Below are 16,896 nucleotides of genomic sequence, written 5' to 3' on the forward strand. Positions count from 1 at the left end.
GCTGATATGACAATAATAGTACAGACAGGTGGTCCGATTGGAGACAAACAGACCATTGCTCCTTGGGATAAAAATTTTATCCAGATGTTAAACGATATTCAGGATGAAATAGATGATCAAACAGATGAGTATGTTGATCAAGTGCAAAGGGCGATATTTTCGGCTATTCGCTTTTGTGAACGATTGCCTTTTTATTTCAATGAAAGCCGCGAAGTTGTTTTTACCACTCTAAAGGGCAAAAGCCGTTATGGCGCCGAGGCACATCCCTCTATAACAGGGGCTGTTCGCATTGTTGATGCTTATATTTATGAAGATAATCACAGCAAAGCAAAGCTTTTGCAGGTAGATCCGCTTGTTATTGAGAGCCTTGAGGATGATTGTAGCCATGGCATGCCTACACGCTATGCTTATTTTGAACAAAAGCTTGTCTTGTATCCAACACCAGAGCGCGTTTATTCTATCAGGCTTATTCTTGACCCTGTAAGAATAAAAGATATTGAGAGTGCACAAGAAGCGTCCATATGGTTTTTAGAAGCCTATGAACTGATCAAAACGCGTGCAAAATATGAAATTTATACCAATATTATTAAAGAACCACAGATGGCAGCGGCAGCTTTTGCCATGTTTCAAGAACAACTCGATGCGCTTCAAATTGAAACATCACGGCGCAAGAATTTGTTAAAAATTCAACACACGGATTTCTGATGACCTTTATTCCTATTGCTGAGTATAGACCAGATGTTGCATTTATTAATAGTGGTTATTCTAATGAGATCGTGAACGTTTTACCTGCACCAAATTCGTATATTCCGTTTCCCATTGTGGCGCCGGTCTCAGATCCTTTTCCGGATGTGATTTTGGGGGTCTATGCGGTGCGCTCATTGGGTGGTGTGCGCATCATTGTGGGTGCACCAACAAAACTTTATGAATATGACAACAGCACGCGCGGCTGGAAAGACATTAGCAAACCTCACACACAATATCACGCCAATGAGACTGCACTTTGGTCTTTTGCCTCCTTTGGTGATCATATCATTGCTGTTAATAGCAATGACCCACCACAAATGCTTTCGTTAATAACGGATGAAAGGTTTTGTGATTTGAGTGGTAATCCCCCGCGTGCTGGACTTGTGCGTGTGTGGGGTGATTTTGTTTGCCTGATGCAATTAACAGATAAGCCAAACCGTGTTCAGTGGTCCGGTTTGAATGATGCGACACATTGGACGGTTGGGGAGAAAAGTTGCGATTATCAAGATTTTCCCGATGGAGAATATGTTCAAGGGTCTACGGAATCAACAAATCCACTTATTTTCATGCGCTCCGCCATTTATCATGCAACCTTTGTACCAGGCTCTAAAATTATATTCAGTTTTGCAAAAATAAAAGACAAAATAGGGGCGAAAAGCAGCACAGCAATTGCAAGCCGTGGAGACTGTACTTTCTTTGTCTCTGATGATGGTTTTTATCAAATCAACAGTGCTGGTGAAATGCTCCCTATAGGCTTTGGTAAAGTCGATAAAACCATCTTCACACTTTACAATAATTTTGCCATTGATGAGATGAGAGCATGTATTGATCCGGTCTATTCTCGTGTTTATTTTTCTATCAATGATAACACTGAAGGGATGCATATTTATGTTTATGATTGGCTTTTGCAAATATGGAGTGTCATTAAGGGGCAAAACCTTCTCTTATTTCCCCTTTTTGCAGCCGGTTATACATTAGAAGGCTTAGACGAAGTACAAGAGAGCTTGAAAGATTTACCAGCTTCTCTTGATAGTAAGATGTGGCAAAATGGTGCGCCTGTTTTGGGAGCTTTTACGCCAGACAACACATTTGGTTTTTTTGCGGGTCCTCCAATGGAAGCAGTTATTGCTTCACAAATTGTGGGGGATACGGGCAGGCAAATCAACCTGATGAGTGAGGCTTTTGTTCAAGCGGATACAACAAAAGGTTTTTTAAGTGTTGGGGCGGCTTTTATCATTGATAACAAGAACCAATTAAATTGGGCTAAAGAGCGTTATGCCGGCTATAATATTGGGATGTATAATATCCGCTCACGGGCGCGTTATCACGCTTTGCGTCTGAGAATACCAGAAGGCACGCCATGGACACATATAACAGGCTTTGATGTAACGCTGAAACCCGCGGGCGTAAGATGAGTTTTAAGATCTATAATACAGAAAAATGGAGCGCTGAACAAATGGCGCCCTATTTTGACAATGTCATAAAATCGATAGCTTATTTTAATCAAAAATTCCCTGATGATTATAATACAGAGACCATTTTAAACGATATTTTGAAGGGAGAAAAAGTTCTTTGGATTATCGTTGATGCGCATGAAAACTTTATGGCGCATGTCACAACACAGTTACAAGAACTCGTCACTGGAGCATTAAGGGCGGTTGTTGTCACGCTTGGTGGAAAGGGAGGAGCACCCTTAACAAAGCTTATCACTCAGATTGAAGCTTATTACAAGGAAAAAGGGGCAAAAGAGCTTGTCATCATAGGCAGGCGAGGGTGGGAAAAATCTCTTAAATCGCATGGATATCTCGTTAATCTTTTAGAATATAGAAAGCAGCTTTAATATGGGAAAAAGTTCTAAACCAATCCAGAATACCCAAAACACGACGCAAACAAATGAACCCCCTGCATGGGCAAAAGGTATTTTTGAACACGCAGCTCAAGATGCCATGACTTTTTATAACCAAGGCAGCGGAAAAGCCGTTTATGACGGGCAGCGTGTTGCGGGTTTAAGTGATCAAACAAAGAATGCGATTAATGGGCTTAGCAATAATACGCATAACTATGATAACAACACTTTAAATGGATTAGCCACAGGGCAAAATTCAACAAGCCAAAACTTAAAGAACATGGCTTCAGGGCAACAAATAGGCAATAACCCTTACTTTGATGAAGCGCTTCAAAACACATTAAATAAGGCAACAAGCTCTATTAATAGTTCATTGGCAGGTGCTGGGCGTTATGGTTCTGGGGCGCATACTGGGGTTTTGGCTAATGAATTAGGCGGCATAGCAACACAAGCTCTATCACAGCAATATAACCAAGATGTCAACAATATGATGAATGCCAATGGTCTCATTGATCAAGCAAACCAAAATCAGTTGGCGGGTGCCAATAACTTCTTTCAAGGTCAAGGTCAGGCAAATCTTAATGCGTTGACGGGAGGGAGTGTACTTGATGCCAATCATCAACGGCAATTGGATGAAGAGCGGCAAAAATGGGAGCAGCAGAACAATCTTGATTGGGACCAGTTAAGTAAGTTGCTCGCAGCTGGTGGGGCTGTTGCTGGAAATTATGGAACGCAAACAGGACAAAGGACGACATTGACTCCACAGCCAAAACCTAATCCGTGGGAGATTGTTGGAAATGTTGGAACTATCCTTGGTACTTTTGCTGGGCTTAGTGATATCAGAGCAAAAGAAAACATCAGAGAAGCTGGGCAGAGAAATGGCTATAAACTCTATGAATACAACTACAAGGGGCACCCAGAGCGCTATCGCGGTGTAATGGCGCAAGATGTTTTGAAGTCAAAACCTGAAGCTGTTTTCTTGCATAAGGCGACAGGCTTTTTGCATGTGGATTATGGCAAGCTTGGCTTTGAGATGGAAAGGGTGCAGTGATGTTTTGGCGAGAAGAATTAAATGCATTAGAGCGTGAAAAAGCTTATAGAAAGCGTAAAGCGTTGGAACTTGCTGCTTTTAGCACAAACTCTTTTGATGCGAGAAATGGGGATAATACTCCACAAAAATTGAGTCCTACAGAGCTTATTCGTGGTTCTCAAGCAGGAGGAGGAGAAGTTGGGAAAAAAACGCCAGCAGAATTGATTATGTCTACGGATGATTTAAAGCGCCAAATGCCTCCATTACCGGATGTTTCAAAGGATACTGTTAAGATACAAGAGGCGCTAGAGCAACAAAAGCATGACGTCTCAGAGCAGGGAGGTGTTGCATCAATGATTCCTCAATCTCCACTTGTTGCGAACATTGATCAGTCTAGTGGGGATGAAGCTGGGCGACAGCAGAAAAATGTGATGGATTATATTGCTCAACTTAATGAGAAATCTATAGCGGAAAACTCTTTGAAAAACGATTCTGGAAATGATGAGGAAAAACTTTTTGATGCACCTATAGGAGAAGAAAAACATTTGAATGCACACTTACCAGAAGAGGAGCATTTAAAAGCAAGTGCTAAGCCCGAACAGGCAACCGATTATGTAAACGCAGTTGGAAATTTTATTCATAAAGATGCAAATCCAATCGGCTTATGGGAGCGTTTTAGAAAATCAGAATTTTCCGAGCATTTAATGGATTTTTTTGCGGGGCTTGCATCAGGAAAAACACCGCAAGAAAGTTTTTCAAATGCGGCACTTGTTATGCGGCAGGGCAATAATGTACGTGCTCAAAATAGACCAATTTTTGAGTTTTTACGCTCTAAAGGATACAGTGATAAAGACGCACAAGCCCTTGTGCAATATCCAGATCTTGCCATGAAAGTTATAGGCAGCACGTTAAGCCCTCAAGAAGCCTATAGAACATTGACATCAGAAGAAAAGGCAGAGCAGGGATTGCCTGAGGATATGACTTTTCAAGTCTCAACAAGCACAGGGAAAATTATACCTGTCCAAGGAGGACAGCGTTCCACTACTTCTGGATTAGGGGGGAATACCGATGGCATGCTGTCAAAGCCTGAATCAGGTTATATGTATGTTAAGGATGAAAATGCACTTGGTGGCATACGTGCGGTGCCAATTGCAGGCAGTGGTTCAGAACATAAATTAATTCAAGAACAGAAGGAGGAGGAGCGTAAAAACCAACAAATACAAATGCGAATTCTGGAAACAGCAGACAGGTCAAATCGTATACTCTCAGCATCTAAAGAATTGCTAAAAACTATTGAGGAACACCCGCATGTTGTTGGTTTCACTGGTCCTATAATGTCGTTCCTTCCTAATTCTAAGGCAAAAGATTTTGGGCATATGCTCGATTCATTGAAGGCAAGTATCGGGCTTGATGCCTTGAGAAAAGCAAAAGCATTTTCACCAAATGGCGCATCTGGCTTTGGGAATTTGTCTAATATGGAATTGCAAGCATTGCAAAACTCTGTAGCGGCGTTGTATCAAGATCTTTCTGCAGAGCAAATGAAGAAATCTTTAAAAACAGTTATTGACACTTTCAATAAATCCAATGCAGCAACGCGCGCAATTCTTTTTGGTGGTGCAGAAGCAACAAACGAGCTCGTTCGAGCCGCCTATGGGCAAGATGCTTATAAGGGAAATCATGCACAGTCAAATGATCCACTAGAAAAACAGATAGAAGCATTGCCGGAAGGCATGTTGTTCGTTGATAGAGATGGACGCATTAAGGAGAAACAAACCAATGGCTGAAGTAATCCCCCCTCTTATTAATCGTAAAAACACAAGAGTCATTGGGCATATAAGTGACTATACACCAGAACAGCTTCAAGAGCTTTTCGCGAAGAATAAGGAAAGGCTAAGTGGTTCTGTTACAGGAAATAATGGTGCAACAGAGGAAGATGGTCCACATCCAAGTGCAGCGGGTGCTTTTGGATGGGGAGCTCTTCATGGGTTAACCATGGGGTATGATGATGAAATAGCTGGAGTATTCGCTTCGGGACCTCTGGGACCTATTAATTATTGGATGGGAGATGAAGAAGCAGTTAAAAAATATAATGAAGTGACAAAGCGATGGCGTGACTATCAAAGAGCGGCGAACCGAGATCAGTTTTATGCATCTATTGCGGGGAATTTAGCGGGTGCTGCAATTCCTTTTCTAATACCAGGTCTTGGCGCTCCTGCGGCTGCTCGTGCGGCAATTGGGGCTGATGTTGTGCTGGGAGGAAGAGCTGGTGTTGCAGGAGCACAAATAACCAGTAAAGCTTTAGCAGCAGGAGAAAGGGCGGTGCAATCTGCTTTAGCAGAGGGTGTGGAACGGGCAGCGGCAAAAGCTGCAGGTGAAGCAGCAATGAAAGCAGTAGCAAGTAAAGAGGCGGCAAAATTTAGCTTGGGGCGTGCAGCAAAAACTGGAGCCATTTATGGTGGAATAGCAGGCAGTGGTGAAGGGGAAGGGCTTGCAGATACTCTAGTGTCTGCTGGGTTTGGTGCAGGGTTAGGCGTTGCAACACCATTTGTTGCCAGTGGCGTATCAAAAGTGACACCTTTTGTGACAAAATCACTTAAAGCAGCATTGAGAGGACCTATAAGCCCAGCTGAAATGGCAGCAAAAGCAGCGCTAATGCCAGAAAAAGAAGCATTTCAGGTAAGCGATAGAGCGCTTAGGGATGTAAGCCAAACTTTAGGGGATGAAGGTGTTGATAAACTTGAAAGAGCATTAAAACAGCGAGGTCCTGATTCAATGATTATTGATCTTCATGATGAGCTTGCTAAAAGAGCTTTTAAGGCAGCAAAAAAAGACCATGATACATATTCGCTCATAAGTAATCGTTTGAATGAAAGACAAGATGCGAGTGCACTGCGGGTAAAGGATGCGTTGACAGATGTGATGGGTCCAAAAGTAGATACGCTTGATTTAAAGCAAGAGATTATCAAACAAGCACAGAAAAAGGCTGAACCATTTTATGAGAGGGCGAAAGCTTCTCCCATTTCTAATGCTGTTCGTGAAGATTTATCGCGGTTGCAAGAAACTCCTGCCTTCCAAAAAGCCTATAAAAAAGCAATTGCGCAAATGCCAAATGAAGCGGATGCAACAGTTATAGGGAGCAATGGATATCCAAAGCTGAATATGCGAATTTTACATAAGATGAAAGAGGTTTTGGATGATCAAATTAATTCTGCGCGCATCAAAGGAAAACAAGGATATGCGCGAGATTTGACTCTGTTCAAACAACGCATTTTGGACGTTTTGGATACGTCCTCTCCAGATTATGCTAAAGCACGGAAAATTTATTATGACGAGCGTACTATCGGTAATGCTTTGGAGCAAGGAAAAAAAGCACTGAATAAGAGCGTTAATCTCGACACAATCAACAGTCAACTTTCGGATTTTGGGTTGATGGAAAAAGAGGCTTTTCAAAAAGGTATACGGTCGCAACTAGAACATGCGGCAGGCAATGCACAGAATTTTGACCACAATCTTTTGAGTTTGTTTGACACAAAAAATGGTCAAGAAAAATTACAGCGTATTTTTGGTGAAGATAAAGCTAAGCAACTTATGAAAGTGTTGCGACCAGAAGTGGAAAGAACAAAGCTTTTTGCACGCTTGCCAAACCATATAGGTGAAGTGGAAGAGAGGGGGAAACAACAGACTATGGGTATAGGAAAGATTGCTTTCATCAAGGCAGTTGTAAAAAATTTCGCAAGAGAATTTGGACGCAAATTCTCAAGCGTCCATAAAGATACTGAGAGAGATATTGCAGCGCTTATAACAGCGCGGGAAAAAGGAGATTTTGGGTTAGCAAGAGAAAAAGCTGTTGAATTAATTAAGACGTTTCATGAAGCAGAAAAGAAACGCTTAATAACACGAGAAAATTATACGAAATTCATTAATTTTGTTGGCATTCTTTTGAATAGCAGCGTTGATAGAACGGTTATAAACTAATGATCAATTTTCATCCTAATGTGAAGCGTGCTATCTCACAGGCAGCACAAAAATATGGTTTACCAGAAAGCTTTCTTGAACGTGTTGCTATGATAGAAAGTAATGGTAATCCAAATGCAAAAAATAAGAACAGCAGTGCAGGGGGGCTGTATCAATTTCTCGATTCAACAGCAAAACACTATCAACTGAATGACAAGTTTGATCCCTTTCAAGCAACCGATGCTATGGCACGGTTAACGAAGGATAATACGCGTTATTTAGTCACAGCATTAGGCAGAGAGCCATCAGAGGCAGAGCTTTACCTCGCACACCAACAAGGACCAGCAGGGGCAGTAAAGCTTATCAAAAATCCACATATTCCAGCAAGCCAGCTTTTAGGTCGACAGGCAGTCACACTCAATGGTGGCAATATGGAAGCTACAGCAGGGGATTTTATGAATCATATTTATGGGCTTTACAATAAAATGGGAGATGCTTTGAAGAGAACGATACAGCAAAACCAAAGCAATGGACAAGCAGCACCAAACGAGGTGGGTCCTTTGCGTGGGTTTGAGAGGCTTCAAAAGACACTTCAAGGTAATCAAGTGGGTCAAGGTGATCAAGGGGGCAACCAATTGATGGCATATGACACGCCATTCCCAAACAGAATGATGGCACCTGAAAGCAGAGACAATTTAACAGGACAGATTATGGAAACCACACCATTGCAAGCACAAGGTATTGATGCAGGTGCTCTTAAAAAGGGCTTTTCCGGTTTGCTTCATTTAATGAGAGAGAATGGAGAACGACAAAAACAGCAGGCACAGATGGTACAGCAACAAATGTTACAGCAACCAGTCATGGCGGGTTTCTCACAATCGACTGGGGGACCGACAGATTTAACACCTCTTATTGATCCTTCTAGGCGGCAATCTGTTGGTTCCTATGGGCGGCAAAAAGAAGAGCAATTGCGCGAAGAGCTATTAAGAAGAACGGGGGCTTATCATGTCTGATATTTATGACTGGTCACTCACAGCTGATCAAAATGCGAATTCCGATAGTATCATTAATTGGGCAGAAGGGCAGCCGCCTAGTTCTGTTAATGATAGTGCGCGGGTCATGATGCAGCGTATACGTGAATATCTTGCCGATAATGGTGGTTCTCTTGACTCAAAGTTTATTGTGAATGGAAAGGAACAAACAACATCAATCACGTTGACGACGGTTTCGCCAATAGCAAAATATAAAAACGATATCATTATCCGCTTTAAGGCGCGTGGCATAAATATTGGTACGACAACAATAAACATGAATAATATAGGAGCAAAGCCACTCTATAAAGCCACCAGCACGGGAATAGTATCATTGACAGGTGGTGAGTTACAAACAAATGGTATTTATGAAATAGTCTATAATGATGGCGTATCAACAAAAGGTCTTGATGGCTGGTATCTTTTAAACCCTACCCCCATTCCACCACCGAAGGTCGAAACCTTTCCTTGTGGTTTTATTGCGACCTTTGCTATGCAAGAAGTCCCAAACGGCTGGCTTTTATGTGATGGCGCTACTTATGAACGCAAGGATTATCCGCAATTATTCAAGGCGATAGGGGATAAATGGGGAAAAAACAGCGATACAACCTTTAAAGTTCCAGACTTTAGAGGAGTGTTTTTGTGCGGCTTTGATAATGGGCGCGGTTTAGATCAAAATAGAGACTTCGCAGAGGTGCAAAAAGACAGCATTAAATCTCATACACATGCTTGTACCATTGAAGAGGCAGGTCAACATACGCATAAGCATGATTATTCTATGGTTACAAGAGTTGGTCAAATAGGTGGCAGAAATCCTGCTTTTGGTAATTCATATTATACAAAAGATACACAACCTGCTGGAGTGCACACGCATAAGGTAACTATTTCTTCAACGGGCGAGGCAGAAACACGCCCTGTTAATGTACCGGTTGTTTATGCCATAAAATCGTGAGTTTTTCAAATGATCAATAATCCGTCTGCTATTGATGATATTGCGGACGCGGAGCAAATCCGCGTCCTTTTTTATGCAAGCAATCGAATGGTTCATGCACCCTTAAATAAGGTACTTGATCTTGTCAAAAGCGACATACAGCATGATCTTTTAAGCGCTTTGGCAGAATATAAAGAAGCGACAGATCAACGCATAGAGATCATGCAAAAACTGATTGATGAATTGCAGTCCTCTCTCTCACACAACAAGACAACGAACTGATTAAGGAATGAAACGCGATGCCATTACCCTATCACACACATATATTTAAGCTTGAACCAGCAACAAAAGAAGAAGTCAAAGAAGGTGTTTTAGATAGTAAGGCTCTTGCACCTGTTTCAGTGGGGAGTGCAGCAGCTTATGAGGTAGAATATTTTGCAACCGCTGCTCAAGGAAAAAAGGCTGATGATGCTATTGCAAAGAGAGATATTGGAGCTCTTGCTTACAAAAATAAGGTCACAATTCACGATATTGAAGCAAGTGGTGAAGCGCATGAGAATGCGATTTTATCAGGCGCTGGCTGGGTAAAAATATCGCCTTTAGGGATTGGCGATATGAAGGCTGCTACATATGATCCCGACAATGTGGGGGCAAATGCATTTTCTATGGAAAATATGCACGAGGGTCCTACCAAAAAGATCTTAACCATAGAGGAAAGATCAAAGCTACGATGGTTGAGTTCTACGCAGCCAACGATGGAAAAATGGCGGAGGGGAGATGAAGGTGTTTATTATCCCATATCTCCGGTAGATCTCAAAAATACCATTCGTTATTTTGTAGGCTCAAAGTCTTTTGGTATGTCAAAATCAGTTTATGATCCAGATAAAATAGAAAAAGATGTATTTGATATGGAGAATATGAAGGAAGGGAAAAAGCATCTTATCTTAACTCCTCCAGAACGTGCACAGATTGCAAAAATTGATAAAGTTGAAGATGTTGCACAACAAGGGATTCATGTTGCAAGTGAAGCGAAGAACGTTGCAGATAGTGCATTAAGAACAGCAAATGATGCAAAAGCTTATGCAGTAGATGCAAAAAAAACGGCTGAGACAGCACAAAAAACGGGAGACAGTGCAAAAGCTGAGGCAAATATTGCGCAAACAGCAGCCGATAAAGCGCAAGATACAGCACATAGTGTACAGAAAAAAGTTGATCTCATTCAACCTCTTGCCAAACAAGACTGGATTGATGGCACAAAAACAGTGGATGCACTTATCTCACCAGCCAAACTGATGGCTTCAATCAAAGCAAATAGTAGCAATAGCAGCGGCGCTGGTAGCGGCAACAATGATGGCGGGGTTAGAAAACCTGTTGAAATTCTGATGACAGAAAGCGGAGATATTCCATTGCCTGATGGTATTACTGCTGACACCGATATCGAAGTATGGGCTTGGGGCGGTGGAGGTGGTGGCGTTAAGGATGGCGGCGGCGGCGGCGGTCAATGTGTGCATGTTAAAATGAAAGGTTCTGATTTAGATAAATTAAAAACAGCTTACATTGGTCGTGGTGGTAAAGGTAATGACAGTAACATTTTGTGCAATGGTGGTAGAACAATGATCAAAGGGCTTGTTACAGCAGAAGGAGGATATTCCGTTTCCATGACTCTCGTTAACTTTGGAGGGAAAGGCGGCGATGGAGGAGGAAACAGGGAGGGCAGCAGTGGTGAAAGCTTTATTTTTTCTGGTGGTAATGGTGGAGGGAGTGGAATAGACGGCAAGAGAGCTGGTACTGGTGGAAGTTCTTTTCTTGGCGGCGGCGGCGGCGGTGGCGGTAAATGTAAGGGTTCTATCATGGGGCAGGGTGGTGAGAGTTACAAAGGTGGTAACGGTGGTAGAGGTGGTAAAGAATGTGGCGGCGGCGGCGGTGGATATTTTGATGGGAAACACGGAAGCGACAAAATTGGCGGCGACGGCGGTGATGGAGCAGTACTCATAAAGGTATATTTATAAGGTGAATTGAACAATGGCACGGAAAATAAGTAAAGACTGTTTATACTGTTTAAAAAAGTGGGAAGGTTTGCGCTTGCAGGCTTATCAAGATGCTTCTGGCATATGGACGATTGGTTATGGTCATACGAAAAAAGCCGGTCAACCAACAGTTGTTGAGGGTATGGTGATTACAGAAAAAAAAGCTGAAAACATGCTTTTAGCAGATTTGCGGCAATATGAGAGGGCGGTAGAAAAAGCAGTTTGTGTGAATTTAAGCGACGAGCAGTTCGGCGCTCTTGTTTCCTTTTGTTATAATGTGGGTATTGCAGCTTTCCAAAACTCTACATTGCTTAAAAGGCTTAATCGGGGGGATTATGAAGCGGTACCAACCGAATTGCAGAAATGGACCAAAGCGGGAGGCAAACGTTTACAAGGTCTCGTACACCGGCGTGTAGCAGAGGCAGGGCTATGGGCGAAAGGGGCTTATGTTTCTTCTAATTATCAAACAGTAGAAACGAAACAACCAACAGGGTTTCTCAAAGCAGAAGCATTGGCACCGATTATTGGTTCTTTCTCAGGTCTTGGTGGGTTTTTAGCGGGCAATGGACCAATCCAATGGGCTTTAGCCGCCATTATGGTTTTAGCGGCATGTACTGGCATTTTCTTTGTTGCTAAACGCTTTCAGGAGCACCGCCTATGATCTTATGGATGAAAAGAAACTTGATGGTAACAGGTGCGGCTTTAGCCGCTTTTTTTATTGCCTTAGCAAGAGCTTTTACTCTTGGGAAAAAAGCAGAGCAACAAAAGCAAACAGAAAAAGCTTTAAAAGCAGCCACAACACGGCTGGAGGTGGAAAGTGAAGTTAATCAAAAAAGTGATGCTGATGTGCATGCTGCTCTCTCTGACTGGTTGCACGACAAATAAATATGCTTCTTCTTGTGTTGGTTGGTTACCTATTTATTTAAGCCGGCAAGATCTGAACGCCATCAGTTCCAATTTAGCAAGAGAGATCTTAAAGCACAATAATCTAGGTGAACGCTTGTGTGGGTGGAAACATGGTTAGAAAAAAATCCAAAAAACACACAGAGCTTACAGAATCAGAAAAAGAAATGCTTCAAGAAATGATCATCACCTATCAAAGCGTGAAAATGATGTCTCGCTTGATGAAGTGGATAGCATTTTTTCTTTTTTTGCTTATCCTCGATTTTGCACGCCTCATGGACGCGCTAGATAATGTCATTGCACATTTAAAGCAGTGGTTTTCAAAGAACTGAACAACTGTCATAAAAGAAAAAATTTCGTAAAATTCTTTATTACTATGAATTGGAGATCCAATTATAAACGCAGTTCAGAATGGGAACCAAGTCGTAAAAGCTCTAGTGTTTTGGCATCTGGCTTTCGATAGATCAAAACTAAATCCGGCTTTATGTGACAATCACGACAATTGCGCCACTGACCTGTTAGTGCATGATCTCTCCAATGCGCCTTTAGCGGTTCATTCTCCGCTAACGCTTTGACCACAAGCAGCAAATCCTCCTCTAGTGCATTAGCATATTTACCTTTGCTTTCACGTTTAAGGTCACGGCGGAATGAACGCGTATAGACAATTTCCCGCATAGCAAGCTTAGGTTTACTTTTCAGATTTACGTGCTTCGGTTCTATCTGAGCGTATCATGGTCCTTAAGCCGTCTAATGATGTACGTTCGACGCGTCCCATTTCGGCATCCTCGATAGCTTGTAATGTTTCCGGATTTGGTTGGAATAGATCAAGTGGTAATGCTCTATCTCTAGCAATGCGGGTCATAAACATGCGCACTGCATCCGATATAGTTAAACCCGTAGACTTAATAACTGCACTTGCAATTTCTTGAACTTCATCAGGTATGCGGGCTTGAATTTTTCCCATTACTAAACCTCCTACTTAATTGTACTACAATGTACTACATTTCAAACCTATGTCAAGAGATTTATCCGTCATGCTATACAACCTTGTGTATTAAGGAGGGTAGGAAGTCAATTTTTAAAAGGAGCTAACCAAAACCTGAGAATTTCTGCTAGAATCACGAGAGAGCTTCTTTTTTAATAGGATTTTTTAGATGCCAACACCATTTGGTAAAACCTTACGCAAACTTCGCATTGATCATTCAGAACGCCTTTTAGATATGGCTAAAAAATTAGATATATCTGTAGCATTTTTATCATCTGTAGAAATTGGCAAAAGATCTGTTCCTGTAGGATTAGAGGAAAAGATAATTGAACTCTATACTTTAGATCAAGAGGTAGCAGAAATTTTGAGAAGAGAATCGGATGCTTGTCGTAAAAGCTTCACTATAAAGCCTTCTAATCCGTTGAGTCGTGAAATTGTTGGCATGTTTGTTAGAAATTTACATAATCTTTCACAACAGGATTTAGCAGAATTTAAAAAATTATTAGAGAAAGTTAGCAAACAAGCATGCGCTTCGTAGAAGCATGTTCGAGAATCCTATTCCCGAACCTTTATTTACGAATCCCGCACCTTGAAAAAACACACATGAAATCAATAAGTTATAGCACCATAAAAGTGCTGTGGCGGAGGGGGTGGGATTCGAACCCACGGTACAGTCTCCTGCACGCCGGTTTTCAAGACCGGTGCCTTAAACCGCTCGGCCACCCCTCCAAACTAGATATGCTTTTTGACAAATTTCTTGTAAAAGGTCAATCATTTTAATACGCATTTTAAAGCGTTCTTTGTAAAACTATTTAAGTTTCAATTAAAATAATTCTTCATAAGTTAATTCTTTGAGTGTGTTATCTAAGAGTTTCATTTTTAAACATGATAGTTTTTTCTGAAAAAATAAAAGGTAATTATGATATTTATCATTTTTTTCCTGTTTAAAAATTTTTTACAAAGCAATATTTTTTTAAGTTCTAACAATCGTTTTCGTAATAATAAGAAATGTTTAGTTGAAAATGTTTGATAAATTATATTAAATTCCGGTCGTGTATTTTTGAATTATTTTACCTTTCCAGATATTTATTTTATTTAGATCGTTCATATTGGCGAAAAGAAAATGTTATTACTCTGACAGTTTATGAGAGATAAATTTGTAAGAATGACATATATATTCAAGGAAAGTTTTTATTGAGTTTAAATTAAGTACAATTCAATAAGAAAGCTCTTTAAAAGATTTTAATTTTTTAAATAAAAATATTCAGATATTTAGTGCATCTAAAAAGTACCGTGGAGGGAATGGCTGATTTGCGCTATTTGAATAAAATTTTATGTAAGATTTGCATCGATAGTTTAAAATCTCTTCTAGATATGACTGGAAATTAGGTATATTTGTAATGCTTTTTCTGTGGGATAAGCAAAAGTTAATTTGAATGGAAGAAAAAATTATTGAGTAATACCCTTAGATCAATAGATAGTTTGTGAAGGTATTACATAGTTTTTCAAGAATAGAACTTAAAAACGCTAAATTATGCAGAGTCAGAAAGCGTAAACTTTAAAAGATAAAGTTTTAAAAGCCGATTCATTCACAAGTATGTGTAAAATAAAATATTTATGTCTAATATGAGAGAATAGGTGAATCTTGATTCTATTGATTTTTTTGCCTCTATCCCTCATCTTTTTGAAGCTTTTTTATGGCTTCAAGAGCGAGTTTTTTACGGTCTGCGCTCTTTGTGTAAAGAGATGTCATAGCATCATTTGTCCAGCCAAAAATTGCTTTGAGTTGTGATACTGTTGCACCAGAATTAACTGCGCGTGTTGCTGCTAATTTTTTTAAGCCATGTGCTGATTTTTTGATTCCCGCTACGTTACAAGCCTCACGAAAAAGGTTGCCAAAACTTTCTTTAACTAGTTTTTTACCTTCTTTACCACAAATGAATGTCTCTTCTCCAATCACATAACCTTCATAAGGATGAGTTCTTTTTGTTTTTTTGTAGCTTTAGTGTAGCTATGCCAATTAGAGCTGTTAAAGTATTGTTTAAGCAGCCATGCAAATAACCCTTCAACAAGTTTACCGGTTTTGGATTTAGGAAGTATAAGTCCTTGTAACTCGGCAAGTGCGCTTTTGTAGTTATCAACAAACTCTTGCGTTCCATAGGTACCGCGTATTCTAATGCGTTTGCCATGACCAATACGTACATACCATACAATTTTGCCATGTTGAGTAATTTGTTTAACGAGATGAGGAGGACGTGGTTTAGGCATGGTATTTTACATCTTAGAGAGTGCGGTTTCGTAATATTCATTCTTTGACAAATCTAAAAGTTTGTCTGGGTGGCTAACTGAATTTGGTATTGGAATATCTGCTTTAAGATAGATAAGCAGTTCACCGGTAGGTTTGATTTCTATGAGTTCGCAACCTTGTTTTTTAGCTTCTCTTAAAGCGCGTGCAATGGCTGGTTGCGTTATAGCAGCTGGACGAGGCGCCATATCTTTTCTCCTTACATTGAGATGCAATTCACGTGTGGCGTGAATCACGCATTACTTGAAAGTGTTAGGAAGGGTGGGGGTGCTCGTAGATATGCGGGGAACAAAACACCCCATAAGGTTAAGCAGCTTTTGTTGAGAGTTGTTGTATCTCTCGTTCTATCTCTGCTAAAAAGGCTTCAACAATTTGATTGATCTGTTCAATTTGTTGATCATCACGGAAAAAACGGAAGAAGTCACCATCGCATTCCAAAAACCAGAGGGGTTTGATTCAATGAAAATGCGATTTTGTATCATACAACAAGTGTAGCAAATGAGTTGAGGGTAGAAATGTGGGCCGTTTCCTATGAGGAAGTTGAATGTTCAGGAAACATATGTGATTTTCACTTTAAAAATTCTTTGCCCAACAAAGAGGCAACTTATGGTAAGATAACTTTAGAAGATGGGATAGTATACAAGGCATTTACTTGGAATGAAGAGAGTGAAAGTTCGCTTTTTTCAAGGGTACCGATGGAATAATTTATCTCACATGATACAGAAAACTGTCACGCAAGAATTTTCGCCTACTCGTCAAGGAGTGATACAGTCTCACGGCAATCTCATCATTAACGCTGATACCATTGATAACCATTATAGCTCTATGAGAGCAGGGGGAAATGCCGATATCCAAGCCAAGACGCTGACCAATTTAGGTGCAACGGCTTATAAAAACACTTATCTTGGTTGTCAGGCTAATACAGACAGTTGTTATGGTTATAAAACTGATGGAAGCCGCGATGTTTCTTTAGATATAGCCAATGGCAAGGATCGCCAAACTGGTTCAGAAGCTCTTGATGCAGCTCCTGGTCTTGTCCAAGCGGGCGGCACTTTAAATCTGGTGGTCGATCAACTCAATAACACGGCAGCGGAAGGTTCGATTACAGGGGATGCGCATTTTAAAGCACAAGCAGTT

General features: G+C 40.8%; 18 protein-coding genes, 1 tRNA gene and 3 pseudogenes. 16 read left to right on the forward strand and 6 right to left on the reverse strand.

What is annotated here, in order from left to right; genetic code table 11:
- The first annotated feature begins 6 nt into the window (after nt 1–6).
- Genes ACFIMI_RS08120 through ACFIMI_RS08185 form a run of 14 tightly spaced genes read left to right on the forward strand, consistent with a single transcriptional unit; the run spans nt 7 to nt 12,801 of the window.
- Nucleotides 7–705, forward strand: a complete 699-nt coding sequence (locus ACFIMI_RS08120; protein WP_375613688.1) for a hypothetical protein — start codon at nt 7–9, stop codon at nt 703–705.
- Nucleotides 705–2,162, forward strand: coding sequence for a hypothetical protein (locus ACFIMI_RS08125; RefSeq protein WP_375692439.1), 1,458 nt, complete (start codon nt 705–707; stop codon nt 2,160–2,162). The genes ACFIMI_RS08120 and ACFIMI_RS08125 overlap by 1 nt, the downstream gene beginning before the upstream one ends.
- 41 nt (nt 2,163–2,203) lie before the next feature.
- Complete coding sequence (locus ACFIMI_RS08130) at nt 2,204–2,587, forward strand: hypothetical protein (protein ID WP_375613690.1); 384 nt, start codon at nt 2,204–2,206, stop codon at nt 2,585–2,587.
- 1 nt (nt 2,588) lies between these two features.
- Nucleotides 2,589–3,644, forward strand: coding sequence for a tail fiber domain-containing protein (locus tag ACFIMI_RS08135; RefSeq protein WP_375692440.1), 1,056 nt, complete (start codon nt 2,589–2,591; stop codon nt 3,642–3,644).
- Nucleotides 3,644–5,407 carry a hypothetical protein gene (locus tag ACFIMI_RS08140; protein ID WP_375692445.1) on the forward strand — a complete coding sequence of 588 codons (1,764 nt, stop codon included), beginning with the start codon at nt 3,644–3,646 and terminating at the stop codon, nt 5,405–5,407. Before ACFIMI_RS08135 ends, ACFIMI_RS08140 begins: the two co-directional genes overlap by 1 nt.
- Complete coding sequence (locus tag ACFIMI_RS08145) at nt 5,400–7,598, forward strand: hypothetical protein (RefSeq protein ID WP_375692441.1); 2,199 nt, start codon at nt 5,400–5,402, stop codon at nt 7,596–7,598. The genes ACFIMI_RS08140 and ACFIMI_RS08145 overlap by 8 nt, the downstream gene beginning before the upstream one ends.
- Nucleotides 7,598–8,590, forward strand: a complete 993-nt coding sequence (locus ACFIMI_RS08150; protein WP_375692442.1) for a transglycosylase SLT domain-containing protein — start codon at nt 7,598–7,600, stop codon at nt 8,588–8,590. The genes ACFIMI_RS08145 and ACFIMI_RS08150 overlap by 1 nt, the downstream gene beginning before the upstream one ends.
- Nucleotides 8,583–9,560 carry a tail fiber protein gene (locus ACFIMI_RS08155; protein ID WP_375692443.1) on the forward strand — a complete coding sequence of 326 codons (978 nt, stop codon included), beginning with the start codon at nt 8,583–8,585 and terminating at the stop codon, nt 9,558–9,560. Before ACFIMI_RS08150 ends, ACFIMI_RS08155 begins: the two co-directional genes overlap by 8 nt.
- A 9-nt stretch (nt 9,561–9,569) precedes the next feature.
- Complete coding sequence (locus ACFIMI_RS08160) at nt 9,570–9,821, forward strand: hypothetical protein (protein ID WP_375610781.1); 252 nt, start codon at nt 9,570–9,572, stop codon at nt 9,819–9,821.
- A gap of 17 nt (nt 9,822–9,838) precedes the next feature.
- Nucleotides 9,839–11,548 (forward strand): alanine-zipper protein, encoded by a 1,710-nt coding sequence (locus tag ACFIMI_RS08165; RefSeq protein ID WP_375682550.1) that lies wholly within the window; start codon nt 9,839–9,841, stop codon nt 11,546–11,548.
- Nucleotides 11,549–11,561: 13 nt separating this feature from the next.
- A complete protein-coding gene (locus ACFIMI_RS08170; RefSeq protein WP_375612619.1) occupies nt 11,562–12,227 on the forward strand; it encodes a lysozyme in 666 nt (221 codons plus the stop codon).
- Complete coding sequence (locus ACFIMI_RS08175; RefSeq protein WP_375613036.1) at nt 12,224–12,451, forward strand: hypothetical protein; 228 nt, start codon at nt 12,224–12,226, stop codon at nt 12,449–12,451. The genes ACFIMI_RS08170 and ACFIMI_RS08175 overlap by 4 nt, the downstream gene beginning before the upstream one ends.
- A complete protein-coding gene (locus ACFIMI_RS08180; RefSeq protein ID WP_375692444.1) occupies nt 12,384–12,590 on the forward strand; it encodes a hypothetical protein in 207 nt (68 codons plus the stop codon). Before ACFIMI_RS08175 ends, ACFIMI_RS08180 begins: the two co-directional genes overlap by 68 nt.
- The gene (locus ACFIMI_RS08185; RefSeq protein ID WP_375630254.1) at nt 12,583–12,801 is read left to right on the forward strand and encodes a hypothetical protein; all 219 of its coding nucleotides are present in this window, start codon (nt 12,583–12,585) and stop codon (nt 12,799–12,801) included. The genes ACFIMI_RS08180 and ACFIMI_RS08185 overlap by 8 nt, the downstream gene beginning before the upstream one ends.
- 61 nt (nt 12,802–12,862) lie before the next feature.
- Here the strand turns inward: ACFIMI_RS08185 and ACFIMI_RS08190 are convergent, their stop codons facing one another.
- Nucleotides 12,863–13,144, reverse strand: coding sequence for a type II toxin-antitoxin system YafQ family toxin (locus ACFIMI_RS08190; protein WP_273787998.1), 282 nt, complete (start codon nt 13,142–13,144; stop codon nt 12,863–12,865).
- Between the two features lie 13 nt (nt 13,145–13,157).
- Nucleotides 13,158–13,433 (reverse strand): type II toxin-antitoxin system RelB/DinJ family antitoxin, encoded by a 276-nt coding sequence (locus tag ACFIMI_RS08195; protein ID WP_375612632.1) that lies wholly within the window; start codon nt 13,431–13,433, stop codon nt 13,158–13,160.
- A 190-nt stretch (nt 13,434–13,623) separates the two neighbouring features.
- On the opposite strand from ACFIMI_RS08195, the gene ACFIMI_RS08200 reads away from it, so the two are divergent.
- Nucleotides 13,624–13,992 carry a helix-turn-helix domain-containing protein gene (locus ACFIMI_RS08200; protein WP_273787997.1) on the forward strand — a complete coding sequence of 123 codons (369 nt, stop codon included), beginning with the start codon at nt 13,624–13,626 and terminating at the stop codon, nt 13,990–13,992.
- 101 nt (nt 13,993–14,093) lie between these two features.
- Here the strand turns inward: ACFIMI_RS08200 and ACFIMI_RS08205 are convergent.
- The 4 genes and pseudogenes from ACFIMI_RS08205 to ACFIMI_RS08220 form a co-directional block, all read right to left on the reverse strand.
- Nucleotides 14,094–14,183, reverse strand: a tRNA-Ser gene (locus ACFIMI_RS08205).
- A 940-nt stretch (nt 14,184–15,123) separates the two neighbouring features.
- Nucleotides 15,124–15,722, reverse strand: a pseudogene (locus tag ACFIMI_RS08210) (tyrosine-type recombinase/integrase).
- Nucleotides 15,723–15,728: 6 nt separating this feature from the next.
- Entirely contained in the window at nt 15,729–15,947 is a 219-nt protein-coding gene (locus tag ACFIMI_RS08215) for a hypothetical protein (protein ID WP_375630827.1), read from the reverse strand.
- Nucleotides 15,948–16,065: 118 nt separating this feature from the next.
- Nucleotides 16,066–16,173: pseudogene (locus ACFIMI_RS08220) on the reverse strand (exonuclease); the annotation flags it as partial.
- Here ACFIMI_RS08220 and ACFIMI_RS08225 point away from each other — a divergent pair.
- Nucleotides 16,159–16,896 (forward strand): annotated as a pseudogene (locus tag ACFIMI_RS08225) (hypothetical protein); the annotation flags it as partial. The pseudogenes ACFIMI_RS08220 and ACFIMI_RS08225 sit on opposite strands and share 15 nt — an antisense overlap.

It is taken from the genome of Bartonella sp. AP4SXKL, from assembly GCF_042195845.1.
Classification (GTDB): Bacteria; Pseudomonadota; Alphaproteobacteria; order Rhizobiales; family Rhizobiaceae; genus Bartonella.

Bases quoted from the DNA above. Each gene is read 5' to 3' on its own strand.
- ACFIMI_RS08120 (WP_375613688.1), top strand. From the start codon at position 7: ATGACAATAATAGTACAGACAGGTGGTCCGATTGGAGACAAACAGACC.
- ACFIMI_RS08125 (WP_375692439.1), top strand. From the start codon at position 705: ATGACCTTTATTCCTATTGCTGAGTATAGACCAGATGTTGCATTTATT.
- ACFIMI_RS08130 (WP_375613690.1), top strand. From the start codon at position 2,204: ATGGCGCCCTATTTTGACAATGTCATAAAATCGATAGCTTATTTTAAT.
- ACFIMI_RS08135 (WP_375692440.1), top strand. From the start codon at position 2,589: ATGGGAAAAAGTTCTAAACCAATCCAGAATACCCAAAACACGACGCAA.
- ACFIMI_RS08140 (WP_375692445.1), top strand. From the start codon at position 3,644: ATGTTTTGGCGAGAAGAATTAAATGCATTAGAGCGTGAAAAAGCTTAT.
- ACFIMI_RS08145 (WP_375692441.1), top strand. From the start codon at position 5,400: ATGGCTGAAGTAATCCCCCCTCTTATTAATCGTAAAAACACAAGAGTC.
- ACFIMI_RS08150 (WP_375692442.1), top strand. From the start codon at position 7,598: ATGATCAATTTTCATCCTAATGTGAAGCGTGCTATCTCACAGGCAGCA.
- ACFIMI_RS08155 (WP_375692443.1), top strand. From the start codon at position 8,583: ATGTCTGATATTTATGACTGGTCACTCACAGCTGATCAAAATGCGAAT.
- ACFIMI_RS08160 (WP_375610781.1), top strand. From the start codon at position 9,570: ATGATCAATAATCCGTCTGCTATTGATGATATTGCGGACGCGGAGCAA.
- ACFIMI_RS08165 (WP_375682550.1), top strand. From the start codon at position 9,839: ATGCCATTACCCTATCACACACATATATTTAAGCTTGAACCAGCAACA.
- ACFIMI_RS08170 (WP_375612619.1), top strand. From the start codon at position 11,562: ATGGCACGGAAAATAAGTAAAGACTGTTTATACTGTTTAAAAAAGTGG.
- ACFIMI_RS08175 (WP_375613036.1), top strand. From the start codon at position 12,224: ATGATCTTATGGATGAAAAGAAACTTGATGGTAACAGGTGCGGCTTTA.
- ACFIMI_RS08185 (WP_375630254.1), top strand. From the start codon at position 12,583: ATGGTTAGAAAAAAATCCAAAAAACACACAGAGCTTACAGAATCAGAA.
- ACFIMI_RS08190 (WP_273787998.1), bottom strand. From the start codon at position 13,144: ATGCGGGAAATTGTCTATACGCGTTCATTCCGCCGTGACCTTAAACGT.
- ACFIMI_RS08195 (WP_375612632.1), bottom strand. From the start codon at position 13,433: ATGGGAAAAATTCAAGCCCGCATACCTGATGAAGTTCAAGAAATTGCA.
- ACFIMI_RS08200 (WP_273787997.1), top strand. From the start codon at position 13,624: ATGCCAACACCATTTGGTAAAACCTTACGCAAACTTCGCATTGATCAT.
- ACFIMI_RS08215 (WP_375630827.1), bottom strand. From the start codon at position 15,947: ATGGCGCCTCGTCCAGCTGCTATAACGCAACCAGCCATTGCACGCGCT.